The sequence below is a fragment of the Dyella sp. NPDC103356 genome (assembly GCF_055584465.1).
The window spans coordinates 629,785-647,004 of sequence record NZ_JBVJLZ010000002.1 but is presented as its reverse complement, the minus strand read 5'-3'; the positions used below and the strand labels follow the sequence as shown (position 1 = coordinate 647,004).

Sequence of the window (17,220 nt, the reverse complement as noted above, 5' to 3'; positions counted from 1 at the left end):
CCGGGATGACGACTTAGGAGGACACCGGCAAACGGAGAGAGCACCAAACAACCCATCACGTCGGAAGAATAATCACCCCATCCACCGTCAAACCCATCGACGCACGGAAACCGAGACCGCACTTGAGCGGCGCCAGGTCGGACAGTTCCTCACCCCGGCATTCCGGCAATACAAGTTCGCCACGGCCAACCCACGCATCCTTCAGCGAGTAGTTGCTGAACTGGGCTTGCACCAGCTCGTGCACGGCAGGTGTCTGGTGCTTGCCGGCAGCCAGTTGCGGGAAATGGCGCAGGTTTATCGTCGGCCGACCCACGAGCGAAGACGGGTCATCCAGCGGCTTCTCAATAAGTACCCGCCCCTCCGCAAGACGCTGACCGTTCGACGACATCGACCCGGCAAAGCGGTTACCTGCCGCAACTCTAGGCGACGCCTTGCTCGGTGCCGCAAAGGTTCGGGTCTGAAAAACCGACGCCAACCGCTTCGGAAACCCCTGCGCCCATCCGCGAGCCATCGCCGAATCGTTGTCTACAAAAATATACGGACAGAAAGCGACTTTCTTTTCGCCATAGAGGGCATCGAGCAGGATGTAGAACTCGCGATACTGATAGCGCGCGGGATCGAGCAGTTCTTCATTGGCGGCGGTGAACTGCCAGTCGACGAACAGTGCCTGCGCATGGCCCGCGTCCTCGTCGAGCTTCAAGCCCTCCGGAAGGAGCGCCTTGACGGCATCGGGCTTGGCCCAGAATTCGACCACGAGCGCATCGCCCGCATAACTCCAGGGCGGCGAAGGAACAATGGCCGACCTGCCTTTTGGCGAAAACGGAAATGTAAATTGAGCTGACATAGGATTAACCTCTAGATGAATGTCCGGAATCTCATCGAAAAACCGTTCGACGTTATTTCGATGAGTGATCGACCAGCGTCTTCAGATCAGTCACCGAGTACGACACGGACATGCGATAGCCCTTACCGCAACGCACGGGCGCGAGATCGGAGACATCTTCGTTCTCGCATTCGGGCAACGTCAGCTCGCCCTTGCCACCCCAGACATCGACGGCCGTGAAGTTGTCCATGACGGACTCGACCAGTTCATGCACCGCCGGCCTCCCCCAATCGCCGGCGGTCAGCCGCGGGTAGTGGCGCAGGTTGATGGTGGGCCGTGAACCCAGCTCAGCAAGGTTCGTGACCTCGCTGTCCAACGTCACGATGCCCCTGGCAATGCGCTGCCCCTCCGCCGAGGCGGAGGCGCCGAAACGGCTGCCGCGTGCGAGCTTCGGGGACGCGATGCTGTCCGCGGCAAAAGTGCGCGTTTGAAAGATCGAACCGCGCCGCTTCGGAAAACCCTGGGCCCATCCACGCGCAATTGCCGAATCGTTGTCGACGAAAATATAGGGACAATACGAAACCGGCTTACCTTCGTACATCGCGTCGACAAGGATGAAGAACTCGCGATACTGGTAGCGCGCCGGGTCCATGAACTCGTCATTCTCTCCCGTGAACTGCCAATCGATAAAATAGCCTTGCGCATGCCCCTCCGCTTTGGCGTCGGGTTGTAGCTCCTTGGGTAGCAGGGCGGCCACGACTTTCGGGTCGCTCCAGAACTCGATGACGAGAAAGTCGCCGGAATAGTGCCAGGGTGGAGGCGGTGCGATCGTCGACAGGCCACGCGGCGTGATAGGCAGGAAGAAGTTGCTTTTCATGTGGCTTTCCCAAAGAAAGATTGGTCGATGCCATGGGGCTGGCTCTCGAGTCCTCATCGGCAGCGTCTTCAAGAAACGACGCACGTTGCGATGCGAACTCAATCGCGACGACTATGGCACTCGGCACCTCCGGGTTCTTGGATAAAGCTGACGATGAAGGATGAAAATTCACTCCTTTGCATCCGTCGCATTGATATCACGGACATTCGCCAAACACGTGCATAAAGCCTTCAAATCAAGGGAAAACCGCATTGATTCGCAAAAAAAGTACACTTTCGAGCATTGAATTACTCGACGCCTCAGCGCATAGTCATGACGCCAGGGAGAAAGTGAGGATTCCGCTCACACCCTTGTTTTCGGTGCCGGTGACGGAAAACAGGTGACTTTTTTGAACGAGACCAAAGAACGATTCGGGATACTCGTTGTCGATGACCATCCCGTAATGCGAGACGGGCTCAGAGCGGTCATCGAGCAGGAAACCGATATGGAAGTCACCGGCGAAGCCGCCGATGGCAAAGAAGCGATCGAACAGTTTCGCAAGCTGCTCCCGGACATCATGTTGATCGACCTGCAGATGCCCGTCATGGATGGCTTGCAGGCCATAACGACCATTCGCAGCGAGTTTCCCGACGCCACCATCATCGTGCTCACGACCTTTCCCGGTGACGCCCGGGTGGTCCGGGCCTTTACGCTTGGCGCCACGTCCTACCTGCTGAAGACAGCCCGCCGCGAGGAAATCATCAAGGCCATACGCGGTGCATTGACGGGTCGTCACATCGTGGCACCCGAAGTGGCTCAGGAAATTGCAAGCCACACCGGTCGCGAAGGACTGACCGATCGCGAGATCGTGGTGCTCTCCCTGGTAGCCCAGGGGCGCAGCAATCGTCATATCGCCGAAACGCTGAATATCACGGAAGACACGGTCAAGGCACGCATGAAGAGCATCATGGCCAAACTGGGTGCCGAAGACCGTACGCATGCCGTGATGATCGCCGTCAAACGCGGCTTTCTGGATTCATTGCCCTAGAGCGTCATCAAGCCACCAGGCATTTGATGCCTCTCCTGCTCGATACTTGCGACTTGCGCCACGCACCGGGCGTCACGCCCATCTTTTGCGTGAAGACGCGACTGAAATGACTTTGATCCGAAAAACCCGCATTGAAGGCGATTTGCGCCAGCGAGGTGTCGGGATCGGACATGAGTTCGATCGCCAGGTCGATACGCCGATAGAGCAACCACTGGTGCGGTGATACGCCGGTGCTCTTCTTGAACCCTCGCACCAGTGCGCCGGCGGACAAACCACATGCCTCGGCAAGCTCGGTAATCGAGATGCCCTCGAACAGCCGATCGCGCATCATCTGCGTCACGAGCCGTTGCTGCCATGGCGCGAGGGTACCTTTGACGATGGCGTTCGCGACCGAAGACCCACCGAAATTCAAGGCCAGGTAAACACACAAGCCCTGCAGAAGATGGTCCACGAGCGGCTGATGAAACGCCGGCGCGTTGCGGAAGATCGGTAGCAGTGTCTGCCCGATACTCATGATGATCGAGTCGTCGATGCATTCACCCGGTTGCAGCACGATATCGCTGGAGTTCGAACTGTCGATCTCCTCCATCGTCTCGTCGATCGCGCGTCTCGGTATATAAAAATAGAGCGAATGCAGCGGATCACCGATATAGGTAATCGGATCTCTGCGCAAGTCCAGAAGATAGGTCGTGCCTGCCTCATAGGCAGTCGAACATACAGACCGACCGTCGCACCACAGCTCATGCGTCGACTGCCGCTTCAAATTCAGACAAATCAGATAAGCGTCGTCGTTACCCATGGGTGAGGTCATGCCGTAGCCGGACTTGTCGATACGCAATTCCGTCGCCGCCAGCCGACTTCCGCGCTTTGTCTGACTCTGAAGCGTGGGCGGATCGCTTATACGGAACGAACGCCCTAGCCGCTCGCCAAATGCACCTTCATACATAGCCGTCTCTCTGACCCCGGTTAGGTAGAGCATCCCTGGATAGAGTTGCATCCCTAACGCAACGGTACCGACATCGAGAGCGTTCCGAAGCCTCCCTCAGGGTAGACTTCTTGACTCAAAAGTGTATTTCGGTGCCCAGGAAGTACCGATCCCTATGGACGGCGCGCAGACATCGAATGATATTGCGATACCATGCCTTTCGGCGATTGACCAGGTCATCGGATGCGATATGAGCCGGAAGTTGGAAGCATTGCTTCAGCACGCAAGAGCCGATCGCGCGGCTGGCCATATGGCCGAAGCGCGCGCGGCTTACGGACTGGTCGTCACCAAAGCCCGCGCGATTGATGATCGAACCTTGCTGGCCCATGCGCTCAGGCACGTCTCCGATATGGAGCGCGAGCGTGGAAAGTCAGAAGAGGCTTTCATGGCAGGACAAGAAGCCGTCGATATCTATCGACAGCTTCCCGATGCGTCACAACTTGATCTCGCCAATGCATTGAGAGTTACGGCGCTTGCCTTGATGGACCTGGGAAAGCCACTCGACGCCTTGCCTGTATTGCAAGAAGCTCGCGCGCTATATCGCGAACTGCAGATTCCTGAAGGCGTGGCGGAATGCGATAGTTATTTGAGCCACATGGTTTAGCTAGTGGCGTAAGCAACAGTGTCGACACCCTATATCCAGGATGGCTTCTATACGCATGTTCAGCTTTATGTGAAGCGATAGAGGCCGTATCGTCGAAGGCGCGATTGACGGAAAGCTCCAACAAGCCCCCCAACCCGTCATTCCGGCGAAGGCCGGAATCCATTCCGCAACGCAGATGCTTGCCACAGACTGCCTGACAAGCGGCAACTGAGGATTGGATCCCGGCCTCCGCCGGGATGACGAATAAGCAAGGTTTTTAGAGATTGTCTGGGACCAGTTTTCCCGGATCGATAACTACATGTCGCATCCGTTTTCGCTCCCACGTATAGAGAACATGGACCAAGCCATCTCGGGTTTGAATAACTGCGGGATAGGAGTACTCGTTGCCTGGCTTGTCTTCGAGCGTGAGCACCCTGCGCCATCGCATGCCGTCTTCGCTCACGGCAATCGCCAATGTGCCGCGGCCATCCCACCATTGTCGGCCGGGCAAGTCGGGGTTATAGACCAGCAGATAACGACCGTCGGCAAGCGACACCGCATCGATACCGGCATTGGGGTTGTCTATATCCAGCAGGCGCAGCGGCGACCAATGGCGTCCGCCATCCGAAGACAGGCTCTGAAAGAGCTTACCCTGACGGGTTCGCCCAATCGCCTCGATGTCGCCTCGCGGCCGAACGAGCAGACTCGGTTGAATGGCGTCGATGCCATGGGACGGTATGTCGCCACTGGTCGACCATGTCTTGCCGTCGTCGCTGGAACGCTCGACATGAATATGCCAGCCACCACGTTCCGTACTCGACGGACTGACGATGCTCCCATCGGCCAGCTGGATCGGCTTGTTCTTGGACGGGCCGAGTATTCCCGACGGCAAACGCCACGGCTGCGACCAATGCGCGCCGGCATCGCCGGAGGTCATGACCATGCCCCACCAATGCTCCGGATCCGGACCGACCTTGTAGAAGAGCATGAGCGTGCCGGTTGTGGATTGAAAAAGTACCGGGTTCCACGTCGGTAGCCGCGAACCGTCCGCTTGACGTCCGTTAGCGACTTCGCGTGGTGAAGACCAACGTCCCGCGATATGCCGCGCAACCCAGATGCCGACGCTCGGATCGCGCTCCTGCTTGCCGCCGAACCAGGCAGCAACAAGCCCCTGCTTCGTTTCCACAATCGTGCCCGCATGACTTTGTGCGGTGGGCGCGGGATCGGCGATAAACTCGCTCGCGACGATAGGCGAGGCGTTGCCGCCGACGGCCGAAATCGACACCGCGGCAAGCAGCATGAAACCCAGGCGAATACACCGTTTTATCGCCGGAATATAGATCGAAAAATGCATTGACATGGCCGCCGACGATGCCCTTTAATGTATTTTCATTTTGGCCATCTTTACGTCTATTTGTAATTCTTCGGAAGGGAACGCATGAAACGAGTAGCTCGAACCATCCTCGGCGCGGCACTGGCTTGTGCGCTTTTTTCCAGTGCCGTTTTTGGTCAGAGCTCGGCGGACATCAAGCCGTCGCCGCAGCAAACCCACTGGCAGGACCTCGAGTTCGGCGTCATCGTGCATTTCGGCACCAACACCTTTCTCGATCGCGAGTGGGGAGACGGCACCGCCGACCCCAAGGTGTTCAATCCGGACCATATGGACCCGGCGCAGTGGGCGCGTGCAAGTCGCGCCGCCGGCGCCCGCTATATGGTCATGGTGGCCAAGCATCACGATGGCTTCGCGCTTTTCCCCACCGCCGGGAGCAATTACTCGGTCAAGAACAGCCCCTGGATGCAGGGCAAGGGCGACGTGGTTCGCATGGCCGCCGATGCAGCTCGCGCCGAGGGTCTGGAGTTCGGCGTGTATCTTTCGCCCTGGGACAGGCATGAGCCGCGCTACGCTATACAGCCCGAAGGTTATGACGCCTACTACATGGCGCAGATGGAAGAACTGACACAGCACTACGGCCCTCTGGTCGAGTGGTGGCTGGACGGTGCAGGCAGTGCCGGTCACGTCTACAACTTCACCCGCTACCTCGAAACCCTGCGCACGTATCAACCCAACACGATGGTGTTCGCCGACGCTGGCCTTCTCGAGTACGGCGATATTCGCTGGGTGGGCCAGGAGGACGGCTACATCCGCGGCGAGAACTGGAATGTGCTCGATCGCCATGGCTACCTGCGCTGGCGACCGGTGGAGGTCGACACGCCGTTGCACGACCTGCACTGGTTCTGGCACCCCAACGACGAAGGTACGCTCAAGAGCGTCGACAAGCTGGTCGATACCTGGGAAAACAGCGTGGGGCGCGGCGGCCAGTTGATGCTCGGTATCGCGCCGGATCGTCACGGACGTCTGCCCGATGCCGATGTCGCCCGGCTGGAGGCATTCGGCAAGGCGTTGCAGGAGCGCTACGGCGACGCGCACAACCTCGCTCGCCATCATGTCGCCACCGACGAAAATACCGAAGCCGCGCTCGACGGCAACAAGGATACGTTCTGGTCGGCTCCCGCCGGATCGCGACACGCCACGATCGAAGTGGACTTCGGTCACACCGTCACCTTCGACCGCGTGCTGAGCATGGAATGGCTCGATGACGGACAGCACGTTCGCAAGTATGCGATCGAGATTTTCGACGGCAAGGCTTGGCGGGCCGTTGCCGGCGCGGAAGCCATCGGGCACATGAAGATCGACACCTTCCCGAAAGTCACCGCCCAGCGCGTACGGCTGAATATCCTGTCCAGTGTTGGCGAAGCGGCGATCCGGGAGTTCCAGGTATTCAACGTCGAGGCCCGGCCGTCACGCTAACGAGGTATCGATATCGGCGCGCGGGCGATCGTCATGCGATCGCCCGAAGTCGAGATTGGGCTTGGCTCCCATGGTGAAAACCAGATGCCCGCCCCGTGCGAGTTCGCCATGGGGAATCCAGCTGCGAGTCCAGGGCCGTCCCTGCCAGGTGATCGACTGAATATAAGGCTTGCCCGGCCCATTATTCAGCGCCTGAATGCGCAAGAGTTGTCCGCTGCCCGCATCGATCGTGACATCGTCAAAGAGCGGGCTGCCGAAGACGTAGTTGCCGCCCACGGGATCGACCGCGTAGATGCCCAGCGCGCTCATGACATACCACGCGCTCATCTGGCCGCAATCCTCGTTACCGGCCAAACCATCGGGCGCGGCGTGGTATTGACCCTCCAGCAGACGGCGAACGCGCGCCTGCGTCTTGTGATGCGCGCCGACGTACGCGTAAAGGTAGGCAATGTGATGGCTGGGCTCATTGCCGTGCGCATACTGCCCGACCAATCCCGCGATATCCGGCGGCGCATCCGGCGGCAGCTCGGAGCTCGTGTTGAACAGCTCATCGAGCCGCGCCTCGAATGCTTCGTCACCACCGAACATCCGGATATAGCCGGTGACGTCATGCTGATTGAGAAACGTAGCCTGCCAGGCGTTGCTTTCGGTGAAGTCGCGCCAGCGTGAACTGTGCCCCATGCCGCGCGGATCGAACGGCTCCGCCCATTCGCCATTGGCCAATCGAGGACGTATGAACTGCGTCGCCTTGTCGAAAAGATGCCGGTAGTTCTGCGACCGACGACGCAACGCCATGGCTTCGGAGGTAGCGCCCGTAGCCGCCGCTATCGCGGCAACCGCCCAGTCGTCATAGGCATACTCGAGCGTCTTGCTGGCGGCCTCATCCACCTGATCGCTGGGAATGAACCCCATTGCGCGGTACTTCGCAAGGCCACGATAGTCGTCATCCATGGCACGCTGACGAAACAGCGGCCACGCCTTGGCAATCTCAGGGCCGCCCAATCCCTTCACGCAGGCTTCGGCCACGACGACCGCCGAGTGATAGCCCGTCATGCAGCCCGTTTCCACACCCTGCAACGGCCATACCGGCACACCATTAGGGCTTTCTTCGCCCATGCGGATCAAGCCGGACACCAGATCCGGTACGCGCGCAGGCTGCAGCAAGGTCAACATGGGGTGCAGCGCGCGATATGTATCCCACAGCGAATAGGTGCTGTAGTTGTGCGAGCCTTCGGGCAGGCGATGCACATCGAGATCCATGCCGCGGTAACGCCCATCGACATCGTCGAACAGGGTGGGCGCCAGCAGGCTGTGGTACAGCGACGTATAGAAAATGCGCTTGGCCGCCGTATTCGTTGTTTCGACATGCACGCGCGACAACTCGGTATTCCATGCCTCCGCCGCGCGAGCGCGATAGCCGTCGAAATCCCAGCCCGGCATCTCCTGCTCGAGATTGCGCAAGGCGCCATCGATATCCACCGCCGACAGCCCGACCTTGATCAATAGCGGTTCGGCATGAGCATCGGGATAGCGCAGGACCGCCTTCAAATGCGCACCCTCGATGTGTGTCCCACCGGCCGCCGCATCGTCGCTATACAGCGTCGCGCCGGCAAACGGTCGTGATAGTTTCATCGCGAAATAAACATAGCGCCCATCAGCCCACTGATGGACACGCCGTCCGCCCACCAGCGTGTCGTTACCTACCAGCGCGAGACTGGCGTCGGTGACTCGGGTCGGCACGCCCGGCTTGTCCTGCATGCCGTGCGCAAAATCGATCAGCACATGACCGGGCGCATCGCTGCCGAACGTATAGCGATGCATGCCTGCGCGAAGGCTTGCGGTCAGTTCCGCGGTGATGTCGGTGTCACTGAGCAACACCCGGTAGTAACCCGGCTCCGCGGACTGCGACTGATAGCGCGATCGGTAGCCGCTCTCCGGGTGCTCGAGCGAACCAGGGTTCAGCCGCACCGGACCCGTACGCGGCATGACCAGCACATCCAGCATGTCGCCGATGCCCGTGCCCGAGAGATGGGTATGCGAGAACCCCATGATCGAGCTGTCGCTGATGTGATATCCCGAGCAGGAATCCCACACCGCGTTATAGGTATCCGGACCCAGCTGGACCATGCCGAACGGCAGCGCCGCGCCGGGATAGGTGTGACCGTGCCCGCCGGTACCGATGAACACATCGACGTACTGCGATGGCGCCAGTGGTACCGCAGTCGTGCGCTTGCCGGCGCCTCTCTTGGCCAAGGCCGTACCGCCAAGCTCCGCACGTGCGAGCAATGTTCCGGCCATGGCAGCCTGAAGAAACCGTCGTCGTGTCACCATGCAACGCTCCTTAGTCTGAAGTCCTTGATTCCGAAGTGCCTGAGTTCAGTGCGGCAGATCGGCATGCCCGTCGACCGTGAAGGTCGCCGGCACCTGCGCCGCTTCCGGTTGTTTGCCACCGATAAAAAGTTGATAGCGGCCCGCCCGCACCGCGCGCGCGCCATCAGCATCGACCAGGCTCAGCGCCCGCGGATCGAGATGAAAATGCACCACGCGATCCCGGCCCGCAGCCAATCCCACGCGCTGAAAAGCCACCAGCGCACGGCGCGGCGCATCGGGCGCATCGGGATACGCCAGATAAACCTGCACCACTTCATCGCCATCGCGCGAGCCGGCATTGCGCAGCCGGACGTCCACATCCAGCGAATCACCCGCCTTGATCTGCGTGCTCGACAATGTCGGCGTGCCATAGTTGAACGTGGTGAAACTCATGCCGTCGCCGAAGGCGTAAAGCGGATCGCCGCTGAAGTAGCGATACGTGCGCCCTTTCATGCCGTAGTCGACGAAGGGCGGCAGGTCGCTCGCATTGCGATAGAACGTCACGGGCAGACGCCCGCCGGGATTCATCGTGCCGGCCAGGGTTTGCGCTATCGCCGTGCCGCCCTGCTCGCCCGGATACCAAGCCACCAGGATCGCGTCAGCATGTTCCTTGGCCCAGTTCATCGCCACTGCACTGCCGCTCATCAGAACGACAATCACCGGCTTGCCGCTGGCGGCTACCGTCTCGAGCAGACGCTGCTGGGTCGCAGGCAAGCCGATGTCCGTGCGGTCGCCACCCAGAAAGCCTGGAACGTCGACCTTGAGCTCCTCGCCTTCGAGATCGGGCGACAATCCCACAAAGGCAACAACGGCATCCGCGCCGTCGACCGCGCCGCGAGCCTCCGCCAGCTGCGCATCCGCTGGCGCGATCCATTGCAAGTGGATCCCTTGATCTTGCCCGCTGTGCTGCCACTCCAGCCGAATCGGGTGTGGCCGCGTATTGTCGATATGCACGACGGCGGCTGGCGGTTGATCGTTGCCATCGGTGGAGGCAACAAGCCGATCGTCCAGATAGAGACGCACCGGATCGTGCCCGCGGCAGTCGAAGCAACGGTCGACATGCGCGACGAGCGTGTAGTCTCCCGGCCCGGGCGGAATCAATTGACCAGTCCATCGCACGGCATAGTCGTCGACATCCAACGACGGCAGCGGTGCGACATGGTCGACATCCCTATCCACCGTGGCATCGATACGCGTAACCGACGGCTTGCCGGACATGTCGCTACGACGAAAATACTCGCCCTTCAGACCAGCCTCGCCATCGCGCCGGCCGGTTCGCAATGCAGTCGCCGGAATCGGCACGGGCACGCCTTGCGCAAGCGACGATCCTTGCGCGTAGCGGATATTCGCTTCGCCAAACTGAGCCAGCAATCCGGCCAGCGGTGTCACGGGCGAGCGTGCCGTACCGTGATAGTTGGCTTCCAGTATGGCCAGCGAGTCGGCATTGGGCCCGATCACGGCGAGCCGGCTGCCTGGCTTCAAGGGAAGCGTGTTTCGCTCGTTCTTCAGCAGGACCATCGCTTCCCTGGCGGCACGCAGAGCGAGAGAACGATCATTCGCCGCATTGTCGTGTGACGCCGTCGAACGGCTATCGAACAAACCCAGGCGATATCGCGCGGCAAACAACCGGGTGACCGCGGTGTCGATATCGTGTTCGTCGACCCGGCCATCGGCCAATGCCGCACGCAGCCCGGCATAGGCCACGCCACAGTTGAGATCAGTGCCGGCACGCAGGGCGCTGGCGGCCGATCCGGCATTGTCTTGACGGAAGTGATGAAATGCCGTCATGTCGTCTACCGCATCGCAATCGGAAACGACAAAGCCGCGGAAGCCCCAGTCGTTGCGTAGCCGCTGCCCCAGCAGCCATGGCAAGGCACACACCGGTGTCCCTTGAATGGCGTTGTAGGCACACATGATCGACCCGGCATGCGCATCGACAACAGCGGCGCGGAACGCCGGCAGGTAGGTGTCTTCCAGATCGTGCGGCGAGACGTCGACGTCGAAGCCGTGGCGTCCAGGCTCTGGCCCGCTGTGCACGGCAAAGTGTTTTGGTGTCGCAATGACCGTCGGATGCTCGGGGTCGCCACCTTGCAGGCCACCGATAAAGGCCTTGGCAAGCTCTGCGGTCAGGCGCGGGTCTTCTCCGTACGTCTCCTGGCCTCGCCCCCAGCGCGGATCGCGAAAGATATTGATGTTGGGCGACCAGATCGTCAGGCCATTGTAGCGGGCATGGTCCTCGTGCATGCCGGTGGCGACGAACTTGGCCCGCGCCTGCGTTGCGATGACATCGCCAACGGCATGCAACAGATCTGTATCCCAACTGGCCGCCATCCCGATCGCCTGCGGAAAGACCGTGGCGTAACCGTGGCGCGCCAGTCCATGCAGCCCTTCGCTCCACCAGTCATAGGCTGGTATATGCAGCCGTGGAATGGCAGGGGCCGTGCTCTGCAATTGCGCTATTTTTTCATCCGGCGTCATCTGCGCCACCAGGTGCGCAGCCTTCTGGTCGGCATCATCCGCTGTGGCCGCCGTCGCCGTTGCGCATAGCATCGATAGCAGCATCGTGCCGAGTATCGATGCGTATGAACCGATCTTGTGGCGCGCCCTTTTGCTCATCAGGGGGTCTCGGGCGATGTCGGATGGGGACCGAAAGAGATCCGACCCGGCGCCGCCAACGCGCCACGAATCGGCGCGGTCGAGAGTACGCAAAGATCATGCACACCTGCGCGGCCGGACAAGGCCGAGCTCGCCCGAAATGGCGTTCCCGGCTCCGCCTTCCCAGGCAAGGGCAGCGAGGCCAGTAACGGACCATCGCAACGGTCCAGATGGATCTCGAACTCTCCATTCGCCGTCCGCGAGGCACGGGAAACGACCTTGACCGCGTCGTGCGCCAAGCCGTAGTTGCGGGCGAGCCACGCTCCGTCGACTGCAACCGATGCGATCCCATCCAGATGCACGCTGTGTATCTGCCAACAGGAGTTCATCAAATCAACGTTGTAAACCGGTGCGGGTGCGGTCGCATCGGGCAATAGCGGCACTCGCAAGCCTAGATCGCCATGGAGGCAGCCAGCAAAATGCGCGCTGTCGAAACTCATCAGACTGCCTGTGTCGATGCGCTGCGTACGTGCGTCGGCCAGCGGCTGCCCATCGGCGGTAAAAGGTATCGCCGTGACGGTGACGGGCAAGGCCAGATCGATGGGTTGCCGATACACGGGTGAGGCAGCGTCAGGCGTAGAGCCGTCCGTGGTGTACCGAAGCGTGGCTACCGGCGTCTGCGTGGACAACGTGACACGCACCTTGTCGTTCGACGATGCATCGGCCTGCCCTTCGATGTCCACGGCGAACGCGCTATCGGCGTAGCGAAGACCTAACAGGCGGTAACGGCCGAACTGCGCCGGAAGACGTTCGACAAAACTGCCAAAGTCGCGCCCCCCCAACGGCGTCCACACCGCCTCGGCGAGTGCGTCCATGCGCGGAAACACCGCGTGCTGAATCTGCCAGGGCGCGGTCAGGTACTCCGTCCACACATTCGCCTGCGCACCGAGAACATGTTTGGACTGTTCTGCGGGAATCTGCGGCGGCATCGCTTCGAATTTATAGACGTCGGCCAGGCGTTGAACCCCTAGCCGGCCTGACGGCTCGTCGCTGCGATGGCTCTGCAGATTGTCGAAGTAAAGCGTGGGGGCCGGCGACAACACGACGTCATGTCCCATGCGTGCCGCATCGATGGCCCCCTGGATGCCGCGCCACGACATCACGGAAGCCGAGGGCGGCAGGCCGCCTTCGAGAATTTCGTCCCAGCCGATCAGACGCCGGCCATGCTGGGTGAGATAAACGCCCATGCGCTCGATAAACCAGGTTTGCAACGCCTTCTCGTCCTTGATGCCCAGCGCCCGCATGCGCGCCTGCACCGCCGGCGAGGCTTGCCATTGATCCTTGATCGCTTCGTCGCCGCCGACATGGATGAAGGTCGATGGAAAAAGCTCCATGACTTCGTCCAACACGTTGTGCAGGAAGGTGATCGTATGCTCGTCGACGTTGAACAGATACGGGTTGACACCCCAGTCGATGGAAACCGCGGGGCGCTCGCCGGTCACGCCGATGTCGGGATACGCCGCAACCGCCGCCTGGGCGTGCCCGGGCATGTCGATTTCCGGAACGACCGTAATGTGTCGAGCCGCGGCGTATGCGACGACGTCGCGCACCTGTGCCTGCGTGTAGTAACCGCCGTAGGTCGCCGCCGCGGACTCGCTGAGCGGTCCCGGAGGTTTACGCCAGGCGCCGATCTCGGTCAGCTTGGGATAGCGTCGGATCTGCAGGCGCCAGCCCTGGTCGTCAGTGAGATGCCAATGAAAGACGTTGAGCTTGTGCTGTGCCATGGCATCGAGGACGACCTTTATATCGTCCGGCGACTGAAAATGGCGCGCGGAGTCGAGCATGAGCCCGCGCCAGGCAAAGCGTGGCCAGTCCGCCACATGCAGCAGGGGCACGGACACGGCGCCTTTGGCCGTATCGGGCGTCAGCAATTGCCACGCGCTGATCGCCCCGTAGAAGAGTCCGGCGGCATCGCGCGAAACAATACGTACCCCATCGGCATCGACATCGAGGACATAACCTTCCGCTTGCGTAACCGCCGCATGAGCGTCGCTGCGCAATACGATGCCGCCATGACTCGTTGGTGTCGTATCTTCGCGCACGGCAAGCCGCAAGCCTCGCGTGCGCGCCAACAGATCGGCGAGGTAATGCGCCGCATCTGCAGCGGCCGTATCGCCTGGCGCGATATGAATCGCCGTGGTCGAGTCGACGACATAGCTACCCTGCCCCACACGAACTTGGGCGGGCTGAGGAATCAGTGGCGGGAGCGTAGCGTATGCACTCCCGCCCAGAGCCAACAGGCAGGCCATGATCACTGCCCGCGTTGCCGGCATACGAGAGCTACCTGACCGCATCGGGCAAGGCCTCCCAGACTTTCGGATCCTCCGCGCCGAGCACCCAGGCGCAGAACCCCTGCAAGTCATACTGCTTGACTACGTCATAGCGATCGCGAAAGGCGCGTGCGTCCGGCAGAAATACCCATTCACGCATCTGGTCACGGTAGAAGTAGAACCACGATTCGTGTTCGACCGGGTCCCACTGCATGGTGACGTTGAACTGCTTGGCCAGGGGAAAGGACTCATCGGCGTCGATATAGTTGGCCGAAATATTCGAACTTTCCTTGCCGTCCTCGCGCACCGGGTTGCCGGTAAACCAGTGATAGCCATACAGGCCGATGCCGAGCGAAAGCTTTTCCTTGGGCACCACCTTGAGTGCGTACTCCAGGTTCTCCATCACCCATGGCATGCCCGCCACCGGGCCCGGCGTGGTCCAACGCGTGTGCTGGTCATAGGTCATCAGGCAAACCAGGTCGAGCACCTGGCCAAGCGCCTTGAGATCATAGGCACCACGCCAGTATTCCCACATCCATTTGCCGAACGGCCCCCGCCCTGCATAACCCGGCGCATTGGGCACCACCGCCATCGAAAGTTTCAGACCGTGCTTATGTAGCGCCTCGGCCGTCTGGCGTGTCATCAGCGTCAAGGCATCGCGATCGGTCCACGCGATATTCTCGAAGTCGAACTGGAAGCCGATGAAGCCGTACAGCTTGGCCTGCACGATCATGCCGTCGATCATCGTCTTCTTGGCCGTTTCGCTGGCCAGCAGGTCGTGGAACTTCTTGCGATCGCCACCGGCCGAAATGATCGGCATGACCAGCAGGCGATGCGCCTTGGCCAGACCCAGCACATACGTATTGGGTGCGCCGGAAACCAGCCCGTTCTCGTCCACGCCGAACCAGGTCGGAACGAGCACGTCGATTTTATCGATGTGCGCCTCAAACGAATTGATCGATTTCTGCGTCTCGATCATGTAGAAGAGCGCGCTCGGTGCTTTCGCGAACACGCCGAACGGCAACATGCCCAAGCAGGCAATCAGCATCAAAAGACATCGTTTCATGGAGCAGCCTTGAGCGAGGTCGGCGAGGACAGCGTGATGCGATAAACATAGGCATCCGTCCCGACGGGGTGAGCAGGGAGACGCAGGTGCAGGCCTTTCGCGTCCTGGGTAAAGGGAACGACGCTGCCGTCGCCCACGAGCTCGACGCGCGTCACCTTGTCGGCCGGCTTGATCGAGTGAATCGTCGCCGCAGCAGTCGTCGGCCAACCCAGCTCGATCGCGTAGAGCTTGCCGTTGCCGGTCGTGAAGCGGAAATCCTGCGGCGTATAGGCCTTGGTCTTGGTGTCCTGGAAGGTCCCGCTCGCGACTTCGGTCGGCCCCTCGCCATAGGTACGCCACGGCTTGCTGCCGTAGATCGCCTCGCCATTGACCTTCAACCAGCGTCCAATGCTTTTCAACGTATCCTGCGCGGCCTGCGGGATCGTACCGTCGGCGCGCGGCCCGACATTGAGCATCAGATTGCCGTTCTTACTGACCACGTCGACCAGCAGATGAATGATGAAGGTCGGCGACTTGTACGTATCGTGATCGATATATCCCCACGATTCGTTGCTGATCGAGGTATCGGTCTGCCAGTGCGTCGGATGGATGCCTGGAAGCTGGCCGCGTTCGATATCGAGCGTACCCGCGCCTTCCGGAAAATCGCCAAGCTTGTAGTTGACCACCACGCCGTCACGCTTTGCCCCTTCGTTGTAGTAATACGAAAGCAAGGTCGGCAAGGTGTTGCGGAAGGTCGGGTGCCCGATCCACCAGTCGAAATAGATGATGTCCGGGTGGTAGTCGTCGATCAGCTCCGCGGTGCGTGCCAGCCAATCGTCCAGCCATGCTTGCGAAACGTAGGTCCAGTCCGCTGCCAGGTTCTGATCATCCTTGCTCAGATGGGCCACCGCAGGGCCATAGAGTTCGGCATTGCGCGGATCGTTCACGTCCGAGTCGAAGCGGCGGCCGCCGTCGAAGAACCAGTCGTGCTCGGCGCGATGGGACGAGACGCCGAAACGCATGCCCTGCGCGCGCACCGCTTTTTCCAACTGCCCGATGACATCGCGGTGCGGGCCTTTCTTCACCGCCGTCCAGTCCGACAGCGCGGAGTCGTACATGGCGAACCCGTCATGGTGCTCGGCAACCGGCACGACGTAGCGAGCGCCCGCATCGTGAAATAGTTGCGCCCACGCATTGGGGTCGAAGTGCTCGGCCTTGAACAGCGGCACGAGGTCCTTGTAGCCGAAGGTCGACTGCGGGCCATAGGTCGCCACATGATGGGCGAACTCCTTGGTCCCTTGTTGATACATATTGCGCGAATACCACTCGCTGCCGAACGCGGGCACGGAATAGACGCCCCAATGGATAAAGATGCCGAACTTGGCATCGTCGTACCACGCAGGCGAGCGATATTGCTGCAACGATGTCCAGTCGCTTCGGAAGGGACCCTGACCGGCACCTTGCGCCACGCGCTCGAGAATCGCCTTGCGTTGCGGCGCGAACTTGGCGCTTGCCTGCTGCCACGCGGCATCCTGCGCCGCGGGAGACAAGGTGTCGGCGGTCGGCGCGGTCGCCGACTGGGCCATTGCCAAACCGCCAAGCAACGAGCTCACTGTGAGAGCAGCACAAGCAAGAGTTCGTCGCATCACGGTTGAATATCCTGGCTTGGAGGGAGTTAGGTGCTGCCGATGCTCAAAGGACGGATGTTCGAGAGGCCATAGTCGCCGGTTGTATCACCTGCGCGCATTTCGCCGGGTAAAAAATAACGCTGCCGAA

At 60.7% G+C, this 17,220-nt stretch carries 12 protein-coding genes; 3 read left to right on the top strand and 9 right to left on the bottom strand.

All coding sequences use genetic code 11. The features are described 5' to 3' along the window. Positions 1-55: 55 nt before the first annotated feature. Together ACZ6WW_RS06320 and ACZ6WW_RS06315 are read right to left on the bottom strand one after the other, a co-directional pair. Entirely contained in the window at positions 56-844 is a 789-nt protein-coding gene (locus tag ACZ6WW_RS06320; protein ID WP_465273430.1) for an acetoacetate decarboxylase family protein, read from the bottom strand. A gap of 52 nt (positions 845-896) precedes the next feature. Beyond that, complete coding sequence (locus tag ACZ6WW_RS06315) at positions 897-1,700, bottom strand: acetoacetate decarboxylase family protein (RefSeq protein WP_465273429.1); 804 nt, start codon at positions 1,698-1,700, stop codon at positions 897-899. A gap of 388 nt (positions 1,701-2,088) precedes the next feature. Between ACZ6WW_RS06315 and ACZ6WW_RS06310 the strand changes: the two genes are divergently transcribed. Continuing rightward, on the top strand, positions 2,089-2,727 hold the full coding sequence (locus ACZ6WW_RS06310) for a response regulator (protein ID WP_465273428.1): 639 nt from the start codon (positions 2,089-2,091) through the stop codon (positions 2,725-2,727). A gap of 7 nt (positions 2,728-2,734) precedes the next feature. Here the strand turns inward: ACZ6WW_RS06310 and ACZ6WW_RS06305 are convergent, their stop codons facing one another. Beyond that, positions 2,735-3,673: a helix-turn-helix domain-containing protein gene (locus tag ACZ6WW_RS06305; RefSeq protein ID WP_465273427.1), complete on the bottom strand. Its 939-nt coding sequence runs from the start codon at positions 3,671-3,673 to the stop codon at positions 2,735-2,737. Between the two features lie 154 nt (positions 3,674-3,827). Here ACZ6WW_RS06305 and ACZ6WW_RS06300 point away from each other — a divergent pair, with 154 nt between their 5' ends. Next, positions 3,828-4,316, top strand: a complete 489-nt coding sequence (locus ACZ6WW_RS06300) for a tetratricopeptide repeat protein (protein ID WP_465273426.1) — start codon at positions 3,828-3,830, stop codon at positions 4,314-4,316. A 256-nt stretch (positions 4,317-4,572) separates the two neighbouring features. Here ACZ6WW_RS06300 and ACZ6WW_RS06295 read toward each other — a convergent pair whose 3' ends face one another. Continuing rightward, positions 4,573-5,655, bottom strand: a complete 1,083-nt coding sequence (locus ACZ6WW_RS06295; RefSeq protein ID WP_465273425.1) for a sialidase family protein — start codon at positions 5,653-5,655, stop codon at positions 4,573-4,575. Between the two features lie 78 nt (positions 5,656-5,733). Between ACZ6WW_RS06295 and ACZ6WW_RS06290 the strand changes: the two genes are divergently transcribed. After that, positions 5,734-7,104 carry an alpha-L-fucosidase gene (locus ACZ6WW_RS06290; RefSeq protein WP_465273424.1) on the top strand — a complete coding sequence of 457 codons (1,371 nt, stop codon included), beginning with the start codon at positions 5,734-5,736 and terminating at the stop codon, positions 7,102-7,104. On the opposite strand, the gene ACZ6WW_RS06285 is transcribed toward ACZ6WW_RS06290, so the two are convergent. Genes ACZ6WW_RS06285 through ACZ6WW_RS06265 form a run of 5 tightly spaced genes read right to left on the bottom strand, consistent with a single transcriptional unit; the run spans position 7,096 to position 17,090 of the window. Then, positions 7,096-9,435, bottom strand: a complete 2,340-nt coding sequence (locus tag ACZ6WW_RS06285; RefSeq protein ID WP_465273423.1) for a GH92 family glycosyl hydrolase — start codon at positions 9,433-9,435, stop codon at positions 7,096-7,098. The genes ACZ6WW_RS06290 and ACZ6WW_RS06285 overlap by 9 nt on opposite strands. 45 nt (positions 9,436-9,480) lie before the next feature. Next, on the bottom strand, positions 9,481-12,036 hold the full coding sequence (locus ACZ6WW_RS06280) for a glycoside hydrolase family 3 C-terminal domain-containing protein (protein WP_465273568.1): 2,556 nt from the start codon (positions 12,034-12,036) through the stop codon (positions 9,481-9,483). Between the two features lie 53 nt (positions 12,037-12,089). Continuing rightward, positions 12,090-14,402: a family 20 glycosylhydrolase gene (locus ACZ6WW_RS06275; protein WP_465273422.1), complete on the bottom strand. Its 2,313-nt coding sequence runs from the start codon at positions 14,400-14,402 to the stop codon at positions 12,090-12,092. Positions 14,403-14,409: 7 nt separating this feature from the next. Further along, positions 14,410-15,465, bottom strand: a complete 1,056-nt coding sequence (locus tag ACZ6WW_RS06270; RefSeq protein ID WP_465273421.1) for a glycosyl hydrolase family 18 protein — start codon at positions 15,463-15,465, stop codon at positions 14,410-14,412. Continuing rightward, positions 15,462-17,090, bottom strand: a complete 1,629-nt coding sequence (locus ACZ6WW_RS06265; protein WP_465273567.1) for an alpha-L-fucosidase — start codon at positions 17,088-17,090, stop codon at positions 15,462-15,464. Before ACZ6WW_RS06265 ends, ACZ6WW_RS06270 begins: the two co-directional genes overlap by 4 nt. Positions 17,091-17,220 lie beyond the last annotated feature (130 nt).